Source organism: Methylophilus sp. 13, assembly GCF_015354335.1.
Taxonomy (GTDB): domain Bacteria; phylum Pseudomonadota; class Gammaproteobacteria; order Burkholderiales; family Methylophilaceae; genus Methylophilus; species Methylophilus glucosoxydans.
This window is the reverse complement of the sequence record NZ_JADKYR010000003.1, coordinates 392,147-408,265: the sequence shown is the minus strand read 5'-3', so window position 1 is coordinate 408,265 and position 16,119 is coordinate 392,147. Positions and strand designations below refer to the sequence as shown.

Here is a 16,119-nt window from a genome sequence, read left to right as displayed (position 1 = left end):
TCCAGCTTGGAATACGTTTTGCTATAAACAGTTTAAGAAGCTTTCCAAAACGTATTACAGGTAGTGCATTCCTTGTTGCCTACCTTCGCAGATTGGAGCAAGACATGGCAAAATGGTTGATCGGATGTTTGTTAGGTTGCCTGGCAATCCCATTGATGGCAGAGCCTTCTGCCGAGCTCATGCAGGCGTTGAACAGCCGCGTGCTACGTGTGCAGGTCGGCCTGAAAAATGGGCAATACGGGCTGGGTTCAGGCGTCGTGGTGGCTGAAAATCAGGTTGTGACCAACTGCCATGTGGTTGCCAATGCTACCAGTATCAGCGTGGTCAGTGGCGGGGCGGCTTACCATGCCGTGGGTGTCAAACCGGACTGGAAGCATGATGTTTGCATGCTGCAAATGGATGACCTGCCGATTAGCCCAGTCACCATGAAGTCCAGCCGCGATCTCAAATACGAACAAGCAGTGTTTAATATCGGCTATCCGAGTTTCGTCGCCGCGCCTGTAAGTAGCCAAGGGGTGGTCAAGGGGCTGTTTGCCATGGATGACTCCGTGATTGTGCGGGCAACCAGCAGTTTCAGACAAGGCGCCAGTGGTGGTGGTCTGTTTGATGAGACGGGCGCATTGGTCGGCCTGATTACGCTCAAGAGCCCTGGTAAAGATGCCTACTACTATTACATGTCGATTGATTGGGTTCAGGCTTTGATCGCGCAGCCAGCGGGCCCGATTGTGGTCAAAAGCGAGCTGCCTTTCTGGGGCAAACCGGCAGCTGAATGGCCTTATTTCATGAAAGTGGTGTTTCCTTACCTGCACAAGGACTGGGATGGCCTGAAAGCGATTGCCCAGCAATGGACGACTCAGGAACCTCATAATACAGAAGCTTGGTTTTATCTGGCTGCAGCTGAATATGAAACCAAGGATCTCACCATGGCTGAGCAACACTTGCACCGTGTCGTCAGCATGAACGATCAGCATAGTCAGGCTTTTTATTACCTGGGACTGATTGCGGAGTCCAACGGTAAACATATCGAAGCCTTGGCCAATGTGGATACACTGACACAGTTGGATGCCGAAAAGGCTGAAGAGCTCAAAGTGGCGATGAAAACCTTGCCTTGATGCGAGGCTGACGGTGTTGTGTCAGCCCCAATAAAAAAGCGCCTTAACTGGCGCTTTTTTCTTTTGATGTCGGGACGGTTTGCTTAGGCGACGGCCAGATCCAGCTCTTCGACATGATAGTAATGTTCATCATCCCACAGGGTGAAGTCTTGTGCGGTATACATGGCTTCCTGAAAATGATGAAAGGTTGCGATGCAATGATTTTCTTCATCCATTACTTGATACATGGTCATAGTAATCACCTTTCTATACTAAATGAGGATATTTGAGAACGTGATGTCATCATGGCACAGGCGGGTGAAACTGATTTGACAGAGTAGCAGCATGTAATTCGGTCAATTTAATGAATCGGTAAAGAGGGTATTTCTAGGCAGCTATTTGAGCAGGTTTTCAGTGGTTGTTCTTTGATTGCTCAGGATTTGTTTTTTGTAAAATCCTTGGGTTCGCGTATAATTCGCAACTTCTGAGGAACGCTGCGAGAGTCACTCGACTCCCAGGCTCAGAGCATTTGCTGTAAAGCATCTCAACGGCGTTCACTTTTCACTGTGCGAGCACGGAAAAAAGGTGAACAACGTTGCCACCGGTTCTTATCGAACTTTTCCTGCTCAGTTTTCATTTTTTTAAGGATTTGAAACATGAATACTGTAGCTGATATCAAAGATTATGTAGTCGCAGACATGGGCCTGGCCGCCTGGGGTCGCAAGGAAATTGCGATTGCCGAGACTGAAATGCCTGGCCTGATGGCAATCCGCGAAGAGTACGCAGCGCAACAGCCACTGAAAGGCGCGCGCATTACTGGCTCTCTGCATATGACTATCCAGACCGCTGTCCTGATTGAAACCCTGAAGGATTTGGGTGCTGAAGTGCGCTGGGCTTCTTGCAATATTTTCTCAACCCAGGACCATGCAGCCGCTGCGATTGCCGCGACGGGCACTGCCGTGTTTGCCGTGAAAGGCGAAACGCTGGAAGAGTATTGGGATTACACCCACCGTATTTTTGAGTGGACGGATGGTGGTTACTCCAACATGATTTTGGATGATGGTGGCGATGCGACCCTGTTGCTGCATTTGGGTAGCCGTGCCGAAAAAGATTTGTCTGTGGTGGCGAACCCCACTTCAGAAGAAGAAATCTGTTTGTTTAACGCCATCAAGGCCAAGCTGAAAACAGACCCTACCTGGTACTCCGTGCGTTTGGCTGCGATTAAAGGCGTGACCGAAGAAACCACCACGGGCGTGCACCGTTTGTATCAAATGCATAAAGAAGGCAAGCTGGCTTTCCCTGCGATTAATGTGAATGACTCTGTGACCAAGTCCAAGTTTGATAACTTGTATGGTTGCCGTGAGTCTCTGGTGGATGGCATCAAGCGTGCGACCGATGTCATGATCGCAGGCAAGATTGCCGTTGTTGCCGGTTACGGTGACGTGGGTAAAGGGTCTGCACAAGCGTTGCGTGCTTTGTCAGCCCAGGTTTGGGTGACCGAGATTGACCCGATTTGTGCCCTGCAAGCCGCGATGGAAGGCTACCGCGTCGTGACCATGGATTATGCCGCTGAACATGCGGACATTTTTGTCACAGCGACGGGTAACTACCACGTTATCACGCATGAGCACATGGCCAAAATGAAGGATCAGGCGATTGTGTGTAACATTGGTCACTTCGACAATGAAATCGATGTTGCCAGCATCGAAAAATACCAGTGGGAAGAGATCAAGCCACAAGTTGATCACGTGATTTTCCCGGACGGCAAGCGCATCATCTTGCTGGCCAAGGGCCGTCTAGTCAATTTGGGCTGCGGCACAGGTCATCCAAGCTATGTGATGAGCTCCAGCTTTGCCAACCAGACCATTGCGCAGATTGAATTGTTTACCCAGACCGACAAGTATCCAGTTGGCGTTTACACCTTGCCTAAACATCTGGATGAAAAAGTGGCGATCTTGCAGTTGAAGAAACTCAATGCGCAATTGACCACCTTGACCGATGCACAAGCAGCCTACATTGGCGTGAGCAAAACCGGCCCATTCAAGCCTGAGCATTATCGCTATTAATCACGCGCTTTTCAGCGTGCGCTAAACCATGCCACCCCTGCGCCAGATGTTCTGGCGCAGATTTGGTGTACACTTTGCCTCATCTTTCATCCAAGGAGGCGGCATGTTTAAACTACTGGTTGTTTGGGTACTCAATGCATTGGCACTGATGGCCGTGGCTTATCTGGTCCCAGGCATTCAAGTGGCCAATTTCAGCGCTGCGCTGGTGGCTGCTGTCGTGATTGGTCTGGCCAATATGCTGGTGAAGCCGATTCTGGTGCTTTTGACCTTGCCGATTACCTTGCTGACGTTGGGACTGTTTCTGTTAGTCATCAATGGTCTGCTCTTCTGGTTTGTCGGCCACCTGTTGCAAGGCTTTGTCGTCAATAGTGTGATGACTGGCGTCATAGGCGCCCTGGTGTATAGCGTGATTGCCTGGATCCTGAGTGCGATTGTGTTCAACGAAAAAGACTGACCCCTGACCATCCCCGCATCTGCCTGAAATCACGCGTTTAGAAATAAAAGAGAAAACAGTGAATCAAAAAATCGCTTACAGTTTTGAGTTTTTTCCGCCCAAAACGGCGGAAGGCATGGCGAACCTGCGTCAAGTACGCAAAGAGCTGGCCGTATTCTCTCCCGAGTTTTTTTCCGTCACGTTTGGTGCGGGGGGCTCAACCCGCGACCGTACCATGGACAGTGTGCTCGAAATCCAGGCTGAAGGCCATGGTGCAGCCCCACATATCTCCTGTATTTCTTCCAGCAAAGAAGAAATCCGCGAATTGCTGCAAGCCTATCAGGCGAAAGGCATCAATAGACTGGTGACCTTGCGTGGCGATATTCCCTCAGGCGAAGTGAGTGCGGGGGATTTTAAATATGCCAATGAGTTGGTGAGTTTTATCCGCGCCGAGACCGGCGACTGGTTTCACCTGGAGGTGGCGGCTTACCCCGAGTTTCACCCGGAAGCCGGCTCGGCACAAAAAGACCTTGAAAACTTCAAGCGTAAAATCGATGCTGGCGCAGATTCGGCCATTACACAGTATTTTTACAATGTGGATGCCTATTTCCGTTTTGTAGAAGCGGCGCAGAAGCTGGGTGTCACTGCACCGATTATTCCTGGCATCATGCCGATTTATAACTATACGCAACTGGCGCGCTTCTCCAGTGTCTGTGGTGCCGAGATTCCACGCTGGCTGCGTATGCGGCTGGAAGCCTATGGCGATGATATGGCTTCATTGCGCGCTTTTGGCGCGGAGGTGGTCACTGATATCTGTACCAAACTGATTGAGGCAGGCGTAGATAAAATGCACTTCTACACCCTGAACCAGGCGGGCATTATTGGCCAGATTATCAGGCAACTGTAGTCGTAAAAATACTGGTAAACAAAAAAGCGCGGACTGAATCAGCCGCGCTTTTTTTTGTGTCGCTCTGTTGGGTTATTGCAATGACAAACCTTGCGGGTTAAACAAGGCATCTTCAACAAACAGGTAATCCTGCTTGCGCGTTTCGTCCCACAGCACCATCATGGTGATCCAGCGGATATCTTCCATGCTCAAGGTTTCTTGCGGCAAGACCATGGCACGATCAATAATCAGGTCGCGCTCATAAGCCGTGATGATGTCGCTTCTTTGTAGCAAGCCCAGAAAGTTCAGACTGTCGTCACTGATCTTGTTGCGTTCCATCTCGCAATAGACGCGAGTCGCAAACGGGTCGTGCTGGTATTGCGGCTGTTGCACCGAGCGACGCAGGTCTTTCACCCAGCCCACGGCATGTAAAATATCCTGGTGGTTAAACCCGGCCTGGGAGAGCTCATAGGCCATGATGGTTTCGTCTGTTTCTTTCAGCTCAAACGCATCATGCTTATCCCAATAATTTTGATAGATAAATATCAGTACTTCCAACATGTCTAAATTCTCCTCAAACACGCTGCTCCGCTATTAGTAGTGAATAGCAGCGATACTGGGGTGGGTCTGAACCGAGCTTTAAACCAATCGCTGGAATTGGCCGTTGGCGAGATGGCTGACCACACCTTCTAATTCAAGTAGTGTTAGCATGGTGGAAACTTGTTCGGGCGTCAACCCGGCGCGGGCCGCAATGAGCTCTGCAAAGATGGGGTCAAACCCCATGCAAGCCAGGACAGGACTGGCTTCGGCGGGTAGATTAGTCCAATCGGGTAGTGACCCATTCGGGCTAATCGAAAGTGCGGGGTTGGGCAGGCGGACATGCTTCAATTCGCTGACAATGTCCTCGGTGGACTCGACAAGCTTTGCCCCTTGTTTGATCAGCGCATGGCACCCTTTGGACACCGGCGAATGAATGGAGCCGGGAATGGCGAAGACTTCACGGCCCTGTTCGATCGCTAGGCGTGCAGTGATGAGTGAGCCGCTATCAATATTGGCCTCTACCACCAGGCATCCTTCAGACAGGCCACTGATAATACGGTTGCGTCTGGGAAAATTGTGTGTCAAAGATGGCGTCCCTAGTGGATACTCGGAGAGCAACAAGCCATACTGCACAATCTGATGGGCCAGGGCTTTATGCCGTGCCGGATAGACAATATCCAGCCCCGTGCCGACCACGGCAATCGTGGCACCATCTGCTTTGAGCGCGCCTCTGTGTGCGGCGCCGTCTATGCCTAATGCCAGCCCGCTGACCACGGCAAATCCGGCCCGGCACAAGCTTTCGGCAAACTGTTCGGCAGTTGACTCGCCTTGCGGTGTGGCGTGGCGGCTACCGACAATGGCCAGGCCAGGCCGCTTGAGCATTTGCAGGTTGCCTTTGGCATAGAGCACGGGCGGCGGCTGGTCTATGCTGAGCAGGCGTTGCGGATAGTAGGCATCCGCCAGTGTGATCAGGTGGTTATCTGGTTGTGAGAGCCAGTCTAGTGTCTTGGCAATATGCGGGTCTTCTGGCGCTTTTTGTATCCCTTCGGCGACGTCTTTGCTGACCAGTTCGCACAAGCTGCTGTAGGAGGCGGCCAGAATCGCCTGCGGGGTTTTAAAGTGCAGCAACAGCTGGCAATAGGTGACACTGCCCAGCCCTTCGACCAGGCTTAAGGCAATCCAGGCTGCGCTCTCTTCAGGATCTGTGACCATCAGTGCGGAGATCAGGGGGTACGCACCACGTCTTCCACATGGATAGGTTGCGAGGCCTGCATGACGAGCGCGTATGACAGTTTGGGAAAGGTTTTGAAGACCATCACCAAGCCGACAGGCTCATCCGGCAACTGGATCATGACCGGATGTTTAGGGTCTGCGGATTCGGGGTCTACCATGCTGGCGCCTTTGCGCAGCACCGAAAGCACGTGACCGCGCTCCAGGCCTTGCGCTTCGCCGCGATTGAGCACCACCACACGGCCATAGCCAGTCTCGTTGATGCCTTCGCTCACGCGTGCAATCTGGCCTTCAATCTGGCCTTCGGGCGCATGTGGCAGATAAGGCGGGCTAAGGGAGTCTTCCATCGCAATCAGTTTGTCTTTAACCGCAATTTCCTCTTTGGCCTGGGTTACGGTCAAGGTGGCAGGCTGGCCTGAGCGCAGCAGTTTGGCCTCCCCCAGATAATGCGCTTCTGTGCCCAGCAGCTCACCATTTTCAGGGTTTTTGATCGCCTCCCCCTCGCGGTAGATTGCCCAGGCGTTGCGTGGAGCGTCTGGCAGGCCCTGCACATAAATGCGTGTGCCAGGACTCAGAATCTCACGTTCTTCCTGCGCCGCCACAATTCTGGGCGCTGACTTGAGCGCTTCTGGCGCAATCAGCATGGGCTTGGTCAAAAAGGGCTGGATGATATTGGGTTGTATGGCGGGGATGGCATCGCCTTTGATTGGCGTGACGATCATGCCAGGCTCCAGGGTGACAGATTCGCGCACCAGTTTGAGTACGGGTTGCCCGCTGCTGGTGTCGAGCACGATGATATCCCCCGGATAAATCCAGTGCGGATTTTTAATGCTAGACCGGTTTAATTGCCAAATCTGTGGCCATTGCCATGGATTTTTCAGAAACTTGGCAGAAATATCCCACAAGGTATCGCCTTTGACGACGACATGCCGGTCGGGGTGCTGCGGCCGCAACGGAATTTCTTCTGCCTGTAACAATAAGCTGCTACAAGCCAGCGCAAGCGAGGTTATAATTTGAACAATTTTCGTCATGTGGCGTCTCTGTTTTATGCGACACAAATGGATGGGCTGTACCTGCGCACAGCCACTGCGCAATATCAACCAATCTAGCATGGCTTTAAAGTTCTGATCAAGGTGAAAAAGCAGGCGTTTTGCCCTGTTTTTGCACAAACTATTTGAATGGAAAGATTTGTAGAGCATGGCACTACTTCCAATTTTGCAATATCCGGATCCACGCCTGCATACGGTGGCCAAACCGGTGCAAGTATTTGATGAGGCATTACAGCAACTGGTCAGCGATATGGCTGAGACCATGTATGATGCGCCAGGAATAGGCTTGGCTGCTACGCAGGTCGACCAGCACATCCAGTTGATCGTGATTGACTTGAGCAAGGAAAAAGACGATTTGCTGGTGCTGATCAATCCTAAAATCATTGCCCAGTCAGGTAGCCAGGATTATGAAGAGGGTTGCCTGTCAGTGCCCGGCATCTATGAAAGTGTCACGCGCGCTGAATTTATTACCGTCGAAGCGAAAGATGTGCATGGCAACACTTTCAGATTGGATGCGGATGGATTGCTGAGCGTCTGTATCCAGCATGAAATGGATCATTTGCTGGGTAAGGTGTTTGTGGAGTATCTCTCCACGCTCAAACGTAACCGTATCCGGACCAGAATGGTCAAGCACGCGCGCGAAATCGAGCGCAACAGTTATTAAGTCAGGAAGGTTGCATGCGTATTATTTATGCCGGGACCCCGGAGTTTGCAGTACCGGCTTTGCAAGGACTCATAGACGCGGGCCATGACATTGTCATGGTGTTGACGCAACCAGACCGCCCCGCGGGCCGTGGCATGCAGTTAAAAGCGAGTCCGGTCAAACAGCTCGCCTTGCAACACGGCTTACGTGTTTTTCAGCCAGAAAGCCTTAAGCCCGCCGAGGTGCAGTCCGAGATTGCAGCGGTCAACGCCGAGGTGCTGATCGTTGCGGCCTATGGCCTAATTATTCCGACCGCGGTGCTGAACATCCCGACGCGAGGCTGTTACAACATCCATGGCTCCTTGCTGCCACGCTGGCGCGGGGCTGCGCCCATCCACCGGGCCATTCTGGCCGGGGACGCCGAGACGGGCGTCACCATCATGGAGGTGGTGCCCAAGCTGGATGCCGGCAATATGATCAGTAAATGGTCGGTGGCGATTACTGCGGCAGATACCACGCAGACCTTGCATGATGCGATCAGTCGTGAAGGCGCGCGCTTGATGGTCGAGGCGATGCAGACCTTGCAAGATAGCGGTTGCCTGGCCTCTGAAGTACAGGACGAGGCGCTGGTGACCTATGCGCACAAGCTCGAAAAAGCCGAGTCAGCCATTGACTGGACGCAATCTGCCCAGCAACTTTCACGTCAGGTTCGTGCATTTAATCCCTTTCCGGTCGCTACAGCCAAATTTAATGATCAAGTCTGCAAACTGTGGTTTGCTCAAGCCGTGGCGGGTCAAGGCGAGCCAGGCACTGTGTTGCAGACTCATCCGCTGCAGGTGGCCTGTGGCGACGGCGCATTAGAACTGCATGAGTTGCAGATGCCGGGTGGCAAGCGCCAAACGGCACAACAGTTTGTGCAAGGCCAGCATGTGCAAGTCGGCGACCGCTTTTTCTAGTCAATCTGGTGCAGGCATTGAAAAATGCCTGTCATCCCCGCATATTAAAGTCGATATTACTCACCGAATTGTGAAGGAGTCACTATGTTAGGTAACTGGACCAAAACCTTTGTGTTGATGGCCGCGATTACTGCCCTGTTTGTTGCGGTGGGCGGCGCGCTGGGTGGCCAGGGCGGCATGTTGCTGGCGCTGTTGCTGGCAGGCGGCATGAACTTTTATGCCTACTGGTTTAGCGACCAGGCGGTGCTGAAAATGTATGGCGCAGTTGAGATCAATGCTGAAAATAATTTTGGTAATGGGCAGTTCCGCAACTATTACAACATGGTCAAAGAGCTGGCCGAGCGGGCCCAATTACCCATGCCGCGTGTGTTCGTGATCAATGAAAGCCAGCCGAATGCGTTTGCTACCGGCCGCAACCCCGAGAACGCTGCCGTGGCAGCTACTACCGGCATCATGCAGATTTTGAGTGAGCGCGAATTGCGCGGTGTGATGGCACATGAGCTGGCGCACGTGAAACACCGCGATACCTTGATCTCTACTATTTCCGCCACCGTGGCCGGGGCCATTTCATCGATTGCGCAATTTGGCCTGATGTTTGGCGGGCATCGGGAGGGCGAAGACCGACCCAATCCCATTATTGGTATTTTGATTATGATTCTGGCACCGTTGGCCGCTTCGCTGATCCAGATGGCGATTTCACGGTCGCGCGAATATGAAGCAGATCGCATGGGGGCTGAGATCAGTCGCGACCCGAAAGCCTTGGCGGCCGCGCTGGAGAAAATCCACAATTATGCGCACCAGATTCCCAATATGACTGCCGAGCAACACCCGGAAACCGGGCAGATGATGATTATCAACCCCTTATCAGGCGCAGACCTGGCGGGGTTGTTCAGCACCCACCCGCAGACCGAAGAGCGGATCCGCCGGTTATTGGCGCTGGCTAACCAGTATTAAACGCGATTTCATCAGACAGTAAAGGCTTTCGCAAGAAAGCCTTTTTTATTGCGTGAGTTTTTGTCTGTGTATTTTGGGCGCATCAAGTAGAATAGTCTTTTTTTCACCAGAGTCTTCTTTTGCAAGTTGCCCAGCTCATAGCCGCATCTGCGGTGGCCGAAGTGTTGGCCGGACATAACCTGACTGTTTCCATGCCTAAGGCATTGCGCAGGGTCAAGTCGGCGACGCCGCAACAGCAGGCGGCTGCACAGGATTACAGCTACCTCACCTTGCGCTTGTATGCCGAAGCCGCGGCTTATTTGCAGGCGCTGACGGCCAAGCCAGTAACGGATGCACGTGTACACGCGCTGTTGCTGGTTGCCCTGTCGCAGCTGTTGCATGGGGCCGAAGATGATTTTACGGTGGTCAATCAGGCTGTGGAAGCCGCGGGCAAAACCGGGCTGCGCTGGGCAAAAGGGCTGGTCAATGCGGTATTGCGTAATTTTTTGCGCCAACGGACAACCTTGCAGGCGCAAGTGAGTCAGTCGGAAGCGGTGCAGTTTAACTATCCGCAATGGTGGATTGATACCCTCAAACAACAATATCCTCAGCATTGGCAGTCGATTCTGACCATAGGCAACAGCCACCCACCCATGACGTTGCGCATTAATCTGCGCAAAACGGATGTCGCCAGCTACATGCAGGCGCTGGATGACGCGGGGATTGCGGCGCAAGCGTTGGGCGGTACGGCGATTCAGTTGCAGCAGCCGTTGCCGGTGCACAAACTGCCGCATTTTGATCAAGGCTGGCTCAGTGTGCAGGATGCCGGCGCACAGTGGGCGGTTCCTTTGCTAGATGTGCAAGCAGGCATGCGCGTGCTGGATGCCTGTAGCGCGCCGGGCGGTAAAACTTGTCACTTGCTTGAAGCCAGTGATATTGACTTGCTTGCCCTGGATGTGGAGGCAGAGCGCCTGCGCCGTGTCCACGACAACCTGCAGCGTCTGGGCTTGCAAGCCAAGGTCAGGACAGGCGATGCGGCAAAAGCCGACTGGTTTGATGGTCAGTTATTTGACCGCATTCTGGCTGATGTGCCCTGTAGTGCCTCAGGCATCGTGCGCAGGCATGTCGATATGAAATGGTTGCGTCGGCCACAGGATTTGACGGTATTTGCCCAGATGCAACAGCAAATATTATTGAATTTGTGGCATATGCTGGCAAAAGGCGGTAAATTGCTGTACGTCACCTGTTCGATTTTTCAACAAGAAAATGAAATGCAGATTCAACAGTTTTTAACCATGCATGCAGATGCGGTCAGGTTGCCAGTGCAGTTTGATGCCTCGGGCCTCCCTTGCCAGCAGTCAATTGGCGGGCAATTGCTGCCCACTGCCGCGCATGACGGATTGTTTTATGCGCTTTTACAAAAACATTAAATATTATTCGGCGCTTTTTTTTCTGCTGACCATGACAGCATTGGCACTGGCTGCCAATAACAATCATGCCCATGTCAAAAGTGCCGAGCTGGTATTGCGTGAAGATACCTGGGCGCTGGATGCGGATCTGGACATCCATTTTGGCCGCGCGCTTGAGGAAGCTTTGAGTAAGGGCATCGCCCTGACATTTTTGTATGAATGCCAGATCATCAAACCCATGAAGTACTGGTTTGATGATGAGGTGGTGACCGAGCGTCGCGCCGTCACGCTCAACTATCACGCGCTGACCAAGCAATATCTGCTTAATTATCCGCAACAGCAAAAAGGATTCGACAGCCTGGCTGAAGCCAGGCGTGAGTTGGGCCTGATCCGCGACTGGCGCTTGACGCCGCATGCCACACTAGAAAAAAATCAGCCCTATCAGGCGGCGCTCAAAATGCATCTGGATACCAGCAAGCTGCCTAAAGCCTTGCAGCTGGATGCCCTGGGCGAAAGTGACTGGGAGCTGGTCACGCCGACGTTTAGCTGGTGGGTAAAGGACACCCAGCGTTAGCCCTATGCGGTATGTCCTGATTTTGTCCATTCTACTGGCGGCAGCCCTGCTGTACCTGCTGTCTCTCGCCAGTGCCAACACCGCCATCAGTGGGGATTATTACCTGATCCTGCTGTATATCAATGCTGGCCTCGCCGTGTTGTTGCTGGGGGTGATTGCCTATCAGTTACGCCATCTTTACCAGACCACCAAAGCCAAACAGGTAGGCAGCAAGCTGAATTTCAGATTGCTGGTGTCTTTTGCCCTGATGGCGTTGATTCCAGGCATGATCGTCTATCTGGTTTCCGTGAACTTCCTGTCACGCTCGATTGAGTCTTGGTTTAACGTTAAGGTCGAATCCGCACTGGATGGGGGGCTGAATCTGGGGCAACGGGCGCTGGATATCATGCTGGAGGACGTCAAGGAAAAGGCGCAAAGCATGGCGGTCTCGCTATCACTGCAAACGGCCCGCTCACATTATGGACAACTGAACGATCTGCGTGAAAAGGCTGGCGTTCAGGACGCGGCATTACTGACCCCGCAAGGTGCGATTCTGGCTGTCAGCAGCTCTGATCCCAGCAGCTTTTTACCTGAGCTGCCTTCTGTGCCACAGTTACGCCAGGCACGTAGCCGTATCTACGGCAAAATCGAGCCTATCCCCGGCAAAGGCCTGTACATGCGCGTGCTGATCCCGGTGGAAACCTTGGGGATCACGGGCGAGATGCGGATTCTGCAATTGATGCAACCGGTGCCCAAGGCGCTTTCGAATACTGCCGAATCGGTGCAGGAGGTCTACCGCGAGTACCAGACCTTGTCGTACAGCCGGCAGTCACTCAAAGACATTTTCATGCTGACGCTGACCATGATTTTGCTGCTGTCCATGCTGGGCGCATTGACCATCGCATTTGCACTGAGTCGGCGCATGGCGCAACCCTTGACGGTGCTGGCAGAAGGGACGCGGCTGATTGCCAGTGGCGATTATTCGCAGCAGCTGCCCTCATTTGGCAAGGATGAGCTTAGTGTGCTGGTGAAGTCGTTCAACAGCATGACGCGCCAGTTGCAGGAAGCGAAAAATGCCTCCGAACAGAGCCGTCAGCATGTGGAGTCTGCACGTGCCTACCTGGAAGCTATTTTGTCGCACCTGAGCTCAGGCGTGATGACCATTAATGAACAGGCGGAGCTGCGTGTTTACAATCTGGCTGCCACCAATATTTTGGGGATTTCGCTGGTGGGCTTTAAAAACAAAGTCTTTACCGACATTGCGGCCGAAAATGATTACCTCACGCCTTTTACAGCGTTGGTGATGCAACACTATGAAGATACGTTGCAATTTGACCATCATGAGCGGCATTTAAGCAGCCAGATCGAAATTGAAGGGGTGCATGGCAAGCAGATGCTGATGTTGCGGGTGACGCGGTTGCCGGAAGGGGCGGGGCACGGCCTGGTAGTGGTGTTTGATGATGTGACCGCCATGGCGCAAGCCCAGCGCGATGCCGCCTGGGCCGAGGTAGCCAGACGGCTGGCGCACGAAATCAAAAATCCGCTGACACCGATACAGCTGTCTGCCGAGCGCTTGCAGCTGAAGCTGCGCGACAAACTGGAAGAAAAGGATGCGGAGATGCTGTTTAAGTCTACCGATACCATCGTCAACCAGGTGCAGGCGATGAAGAATATGGTCAACGAATTTAGTGAGTATGCCAGAACGCCTGCCGCCCAACTGGTAAGGCTGGATTTGAATGCCTTGATCCGCGATGTGAGCCGCCTTTACAACGCCTCTGTGGTCAAGCTGGTGCTGTCCCTGCATGAGCAGCTGCCCGAGATTTATGCCGATGCCACCATGATGCGCCAAATCCTGCATAACCTGCTGCAAAATGCCCAGGATGCATTGGTGCAAACTGAACAACCGCAAATTGTGATCTTGACCGATTATGATGGCGAGCGTATAAAATTGTCAGTGACGGATAACGGCAGTGGTTTTCCCACCGAGGTGATGGCGAGGGTGTTTGAACCTTACGTCACAACCAAGTCACACGGTACCGGGTTGGGATTGGCTATTGTCAAAAAAATGATAGAAGAGCAGCGTGGACAGATACGCATCGATAATCTGCCACAAGGGGGCGCCAGCGTCACCATCAGCTTGCCGGTCGATAAACAACAACAACGTCGGCGCGTTGAGCGCATCGTGTAAGGAAGTACCATGGCTTCACGTAATATTTTGGTCGTCGATGACGAAATCGGCATCAGGGAGTTATTAAGCGATATCTTGCGGGATGAGGGGCACGTCGTGCGCCTGGCAGAAAATGCACAAATTGCCAGGGACGAGCGGCTCAAGCAGCGACCGGATCTGGTGTTGCTTGACATCTGGATGCCTGATTGCGATGGCATCAGCCTGCTTAAAGAATGGGCCAATGCCGGCTTGCTGACCATGCCGGTGATCATGATGTCTGGGCATGGCACCATAGATACCGCGGTCGAGGCCACTCGCCTCGGGGCGTTCGACTTCCTCGAAAAACCGATTGCCTTGCAAAAGCTGCTCAAAACCGTAGGCGCAGCGATCAAACATACCGAGCATCTGGCGCATACCGAAATTAACCTGTCCAGCTTTGGCAAAAGTGCCGTCATTCAGGAGCTCAAGCAGCGCCTGGAGCAGCTGGCGCGCCATAAAAACACCTTGTTCCTGATTGGTAAAAAAGGCGGCAGTGTGCCATTGTGCGCCAAGTTTTTGCGTCCGCAGAATACGCCGTGGGTGGCCTTGACCGAGTATGAGAAGCTGGTCACCGCACCGATGGAAATTCTCGAGCAGGCCCGTGAAGGCGTGGTGTTTGTCGATGAAGTCACCAGACTGGGCAAGACCGAACAAAAAGGCCTGCACCTGCTCATCAATAAATCCGAAAAATACGGGGTACGCGTGATTTGCGCCAGTGAGCATGGCTTGCCGCAACTGATTGAAAAAGCCATGCTTGAGCAGGCCTTGCTGCAAACGCTGGCTGGGTCAGCGGTGAAGGTGCCTTGCCTGGATGAGCACAAAGAGGATATTCCCGATCTGGTCAATGCGATGGCGACCCTGATGGTTGAAGCCAGCAAGATTGACTACAAGGCGTTTGATGTGGCGGCGCTGAATGCGCTGCGCAATGCTGACTGGCCAGGTGATTTGGACGAGCTGGAGTCCGTCGTGCAGAACCTGCTCATGACCAGTTTGGGTGAAAGCATTACCCAGACCGATGTGCAGCGTGTTCTGGCCAATTTTCAAGGGCAGCGCGGCGAGTCGTCTGAGCAGCATATGCCGCTTAATCTGGACCAGCCCTTGCGTGAAGCGCGCGATGACTTCGAGCGTTTTTACTTCCAGTACCATATGCGGCTGGTCAAAAATAATATGAGCCGGTTGTCAGAAATTTCGGGGCTGGAGCGGACACACCTCTATCGCAAGCTCAAACAGCTGGGGATCAAAATCAAGGGATAAAAAAAGCCGGGCTAACCCGGCTTTTTACGACTGAATCGTTTATTTGTTGCGGTTATCCAGACTGCAAGCAGTTTGCGGATAAATACTCAATAACCACATGCCACCAGCGATGCCCAGGTAGGCAAAAAACGCGTCCAGCGAAGCCTGGCCAAGCACCAGTGCCATAAATACCGCCAACACGCCCAAAACGCGTGCAGATAGTTGGGTTTTGTACCCCACGATCAGCAACAGACCAAACACAAACTGAATGAAAATCAGCAATGGTGCAAACACGGCTGGCAGGCCAAATTGCCCTAACATCATTTGGTATTGCAGATAACCATCAGGCGTATTTAAAATAGCCATCAGCTTCAAAATCACCACCCCAAAAAACACCAGCCCCAGTAAAATCCTGGCCGCTGCGGTTTGAAAACGACACATAACTTTTCCTCAAGTCCTGTTTTAATAAAGGACGTATGATGCCTGTGGGGTCAGATAATTGCAATATTTGACCACCGCCTTGGCCATTTCGCTCCCTTCATGCGCATGCCCCGTCCTTGCTTGAGCAAAATTTCCACATTTATGCCTTATCTGTAGTGAAATTTTCCCTTGCGTTGTATAAAATTACTCCTTAAATTGATAATCTATTAATTTAATATTATTATTAAATAAAATATTAAATTTGATTAATTATGAATATCGAAGATGACTCAATTGAAAAGCTGCGTGCATTGAAAGACCAGTTGTCGAGAGAAATTAACCAAAATTTCAATGACACGCGTTTTAATTTGATTGTGGCTGTTTCTGATGCAGCATTAAATCTGCTGTTTGAGGAAATGCAATCTGCCTTGCGCCCAATCCCGCATGGCAGAGACTCCTTGTGATTTGAGA

The 16,119-nt window shown here is 52.4% G+C and carries 17 protein-coding genes and 1 riboswitch; of the genes, 12 read left to right on the top strand and 5 right to left on the bottom strand.

The genetic code is table 11. The features are described from left to right. Positions 1-104 precede the first annotated feature (104 nt). Positions 105-1,112 (top strand): serine protease, encoded by a 1,008-nt coding sequence (locus tag INP77_RS09770; RefSeq protein ID WP_228518842.1) that lies wholly within the window; start codon positions 105-107, stop codon positions 1,110-1,112. 83 nt (positions 1,113-1,195) lie between these two features. Here INP77_RS09770 and INP77_RS09765 read toward each other — a convergent pair whose 3' ends face one another. Beyond that, positions 1,196-1,345 (bottom strand): hypothetical protein, encoded by a 150-nt coding sequence (locus tag INP77_RS09765; protein ID WP_194749138.1) that lies wholly within the window; start codon positions 1,343-1,345, stop codon positions 1,196-1,198. Between the two features lie 226 nt (positions 1,346-1,571). After that, positions 1,572-1,654: riboswitch (S-adenosyl-L-homocysteine riboswitch) on the top strand. A 93-nt stretch (positions 1,655-1,747) separates the two neighbouring features. On the opposite strand from INP77_RS09765, the gene ahcY reads away from it, so the two are divergent. From ahcY to metF, 3 genes are all read left to right on the top strand, one after another. Continuing rightward, entirely contained in the window at positions 1,748-3,157 is a 1,410-nt protein-coding gene (ahcY, locus tag INP77_RS09760; protein WP_194748830.1) for an adenosylhomocysteinase, read from the top strand. A 103-nt stretch (positions 3,158-3,260) separates the two neighbouring features. Beyond that, on the top strand, positions 3,261-3,611 hold the full coding sequence (locus INP77_RS09755; protein WP_194748829.1) for a phage holin family protein: 351 nt from the start codon (positions 3,261-3,263) through the stop codon (positions 3,609-3,611). Positions 3,612-3,669: 58 nt separating this feature from the next. Then, entirely contained in the window at positions 3,670-4,497 is an 828-nt protein-coding gene (gene metF / locus INP77_RS09750; RefSeq protein ID WP_194748828.1) for a methylenetetrahydrofolate reductase [NAD(P)H], read from the top strand. Positions 4,498-4,569: 72 nt separating this feature from the next. On the opposite strand, the gene INP77_RS09745 is transcribed toward metF, so the two are convergent. The 3 genes from INP77_RS09745 to INP77_RS09735 all read right to left on the bottom strand — a co-directional run bounded on the left by INP77_RS09745 (position 4,570) and on the right by INP77_RS09735 (position 7,277). Further along, positions 4,570-5,037: a DUF494 family protein gene (locus INP77_RS09745; protein ID WP_194748827.1), complete on the bottom strand. Its 468-nt coding sequence runs from the start codon at positions 5,035-5,037 to the stop codon at positions 4,570-4,572. 78 nt (positions 5,038-5,115) lie between these two features. Further along, positions 5,116-6,228: a DNA-processing protein DprA gene (dprA, locus tag INP77_RS09740; RefSeq protein ID WP_194748826.1), complete on the bottom strand. Its 1,113-nt coding sequence runs from the start codon at positions 6,226-6,228 to the stop codon at positions 5,116-5,118. 11 nt (positions 6,229-6,239) lie between these two features. Further along, entirely contained in the window at positions 6,240-7,277 is a 1,038-nt protein-coding gene (locus tag INP77_RS09735; protein ID WP_194748825.1) for a LysM peptidoglycan-binding domain-containing protein, read from the bottom strand. A 166-nt stretch (positions 7,278-7,443) separates the two neighbouring features. Between INP77_RS09735 and def the strand changes: the two genes are divergently transcribed. The 7 genes from def to INP77_RS09700 all read left to right on the top strand — a co-directional run bounded on the left by def (position 7,444) and on the right by INP77_RS09700 (position 15,249). Then, positions 7,444-7,959 carry a peptide deformylase gene (def, locus tag INP77_RS09730; protein ID WP_194748824.1) on the top strand — a complete coding sequence of 172 codons (516 nt, stop codon included), beginning with the start codon at positions 7,444-7,446 and terminating at the stop codon, positions 7,957-7,959. 14 nt (positions 7,960-7,973) lie between these two features. After that, positions 7,974-8,894 (top strand): methionyl-tRNA formyltransferase, encoded by a 921-nt coding sequence (gene fmt / locus INP77_RS09725; RefSeq protein WP_194748823.1) that lies wholly within the window; start codon positions 7,974-7,976, stop codon positions 8,892-8,894. 84 nt (positions 8,895-8,978) lie between these two features. Beyond that, positions 8,979-9,848 (top strand): zinc metalloprotease HtpX, encoded by an 870-nt coding sequence (gene htpX, locus INP77_RS09720; protein ID WP_194748822.1) that lies wholly within the window; start codon positions 8,979-8,981, stop codon positions 9,846-9,848. Between the two features lie 119 nt (positions 9,849-9,967). Further along, positions 9,968-11,257 (top strand): 16S rRNA (cytosine(967)-C(5))-methyltransferase RsmB, encoded by a 1,290-nt coding sequence (gene rsmB, locus INP77_RS09715; RefSeq protein ID WP_194748821.1) that lies wholly within the window; start codon positions 9,968-9,970, stop codon positions 11,255-11,257. Next, the gene (locus tag INP77_RS09710; RefSeq protein ID WP_194748820.1) at positions 11,235-11,810 is read left to right on the top strand and encodes a DUF4390 domain-containing protein; all 576 of its coding nucleotides are present in this window, start codon (positions 11,235-11,237) and stop codon (positions 11,808-11,810) included. Before rsmB ends, INP77_RS09710 begins: the two co-directional genes overlap by 23 nt. A gap of 4 nt (positions 11,811-11,814) precedes the next feature. Then, the gene (locus tag INP77_RS09705; RefSeq protein WP_194748819.1) at positions 11,815-13,977 is read left to right on the top strand and encodes an ATP-binding protein; all 2,163 of its coding nucleotides are present in this window, start codon (positions 11,815-11,817) and stop codon (positions 13,975-13,977) included. A 9-nt stretch (positions 13,978-13,986) separates the two neighbouring features. Then, entirely contained in the window at positions 13,987-15,249 is a 1,263-nt protein-coding gene (locus tag INP77_RS09700; RefSeq protein ID WP_194748818.1) for a sigma-54 dependent transcriptional regulator, read from the top strand. A gap of 39 nt (positions 15,250-15,288) precedes the next feature. On the opposite strand, the gene INP77_RS09695 is transcribed toward INP77_RS09700, so the two are convergent. Next, a complete protein-coding gene (locus INP77_RS09695) occupies positions 15,289-15,669 on the bottom strand; it encodes a DoxX family membrane protein (protein WP_194748817.1) in 381 nt (126 codons plus the stop codon). A gap of 251 nt (positions 15,670-15,920) precedes the next feature. Here INP77_RS09695 and INP77_RS09690 point away from each other — a divergent pair, with 251 nt between their 5' ends. Further along, positions 15,921-16,112, top strand: coding sequence for a hypothetical protein (locus INP77_RS09690; RefSeq protein ID WP_194748816.1), 192 nt, complete (start codon positions 15,921-15,923; stop codon positions 16,110-16,112). Positions 16,113-16,119 lie beyond the last annotated feature (7 nt).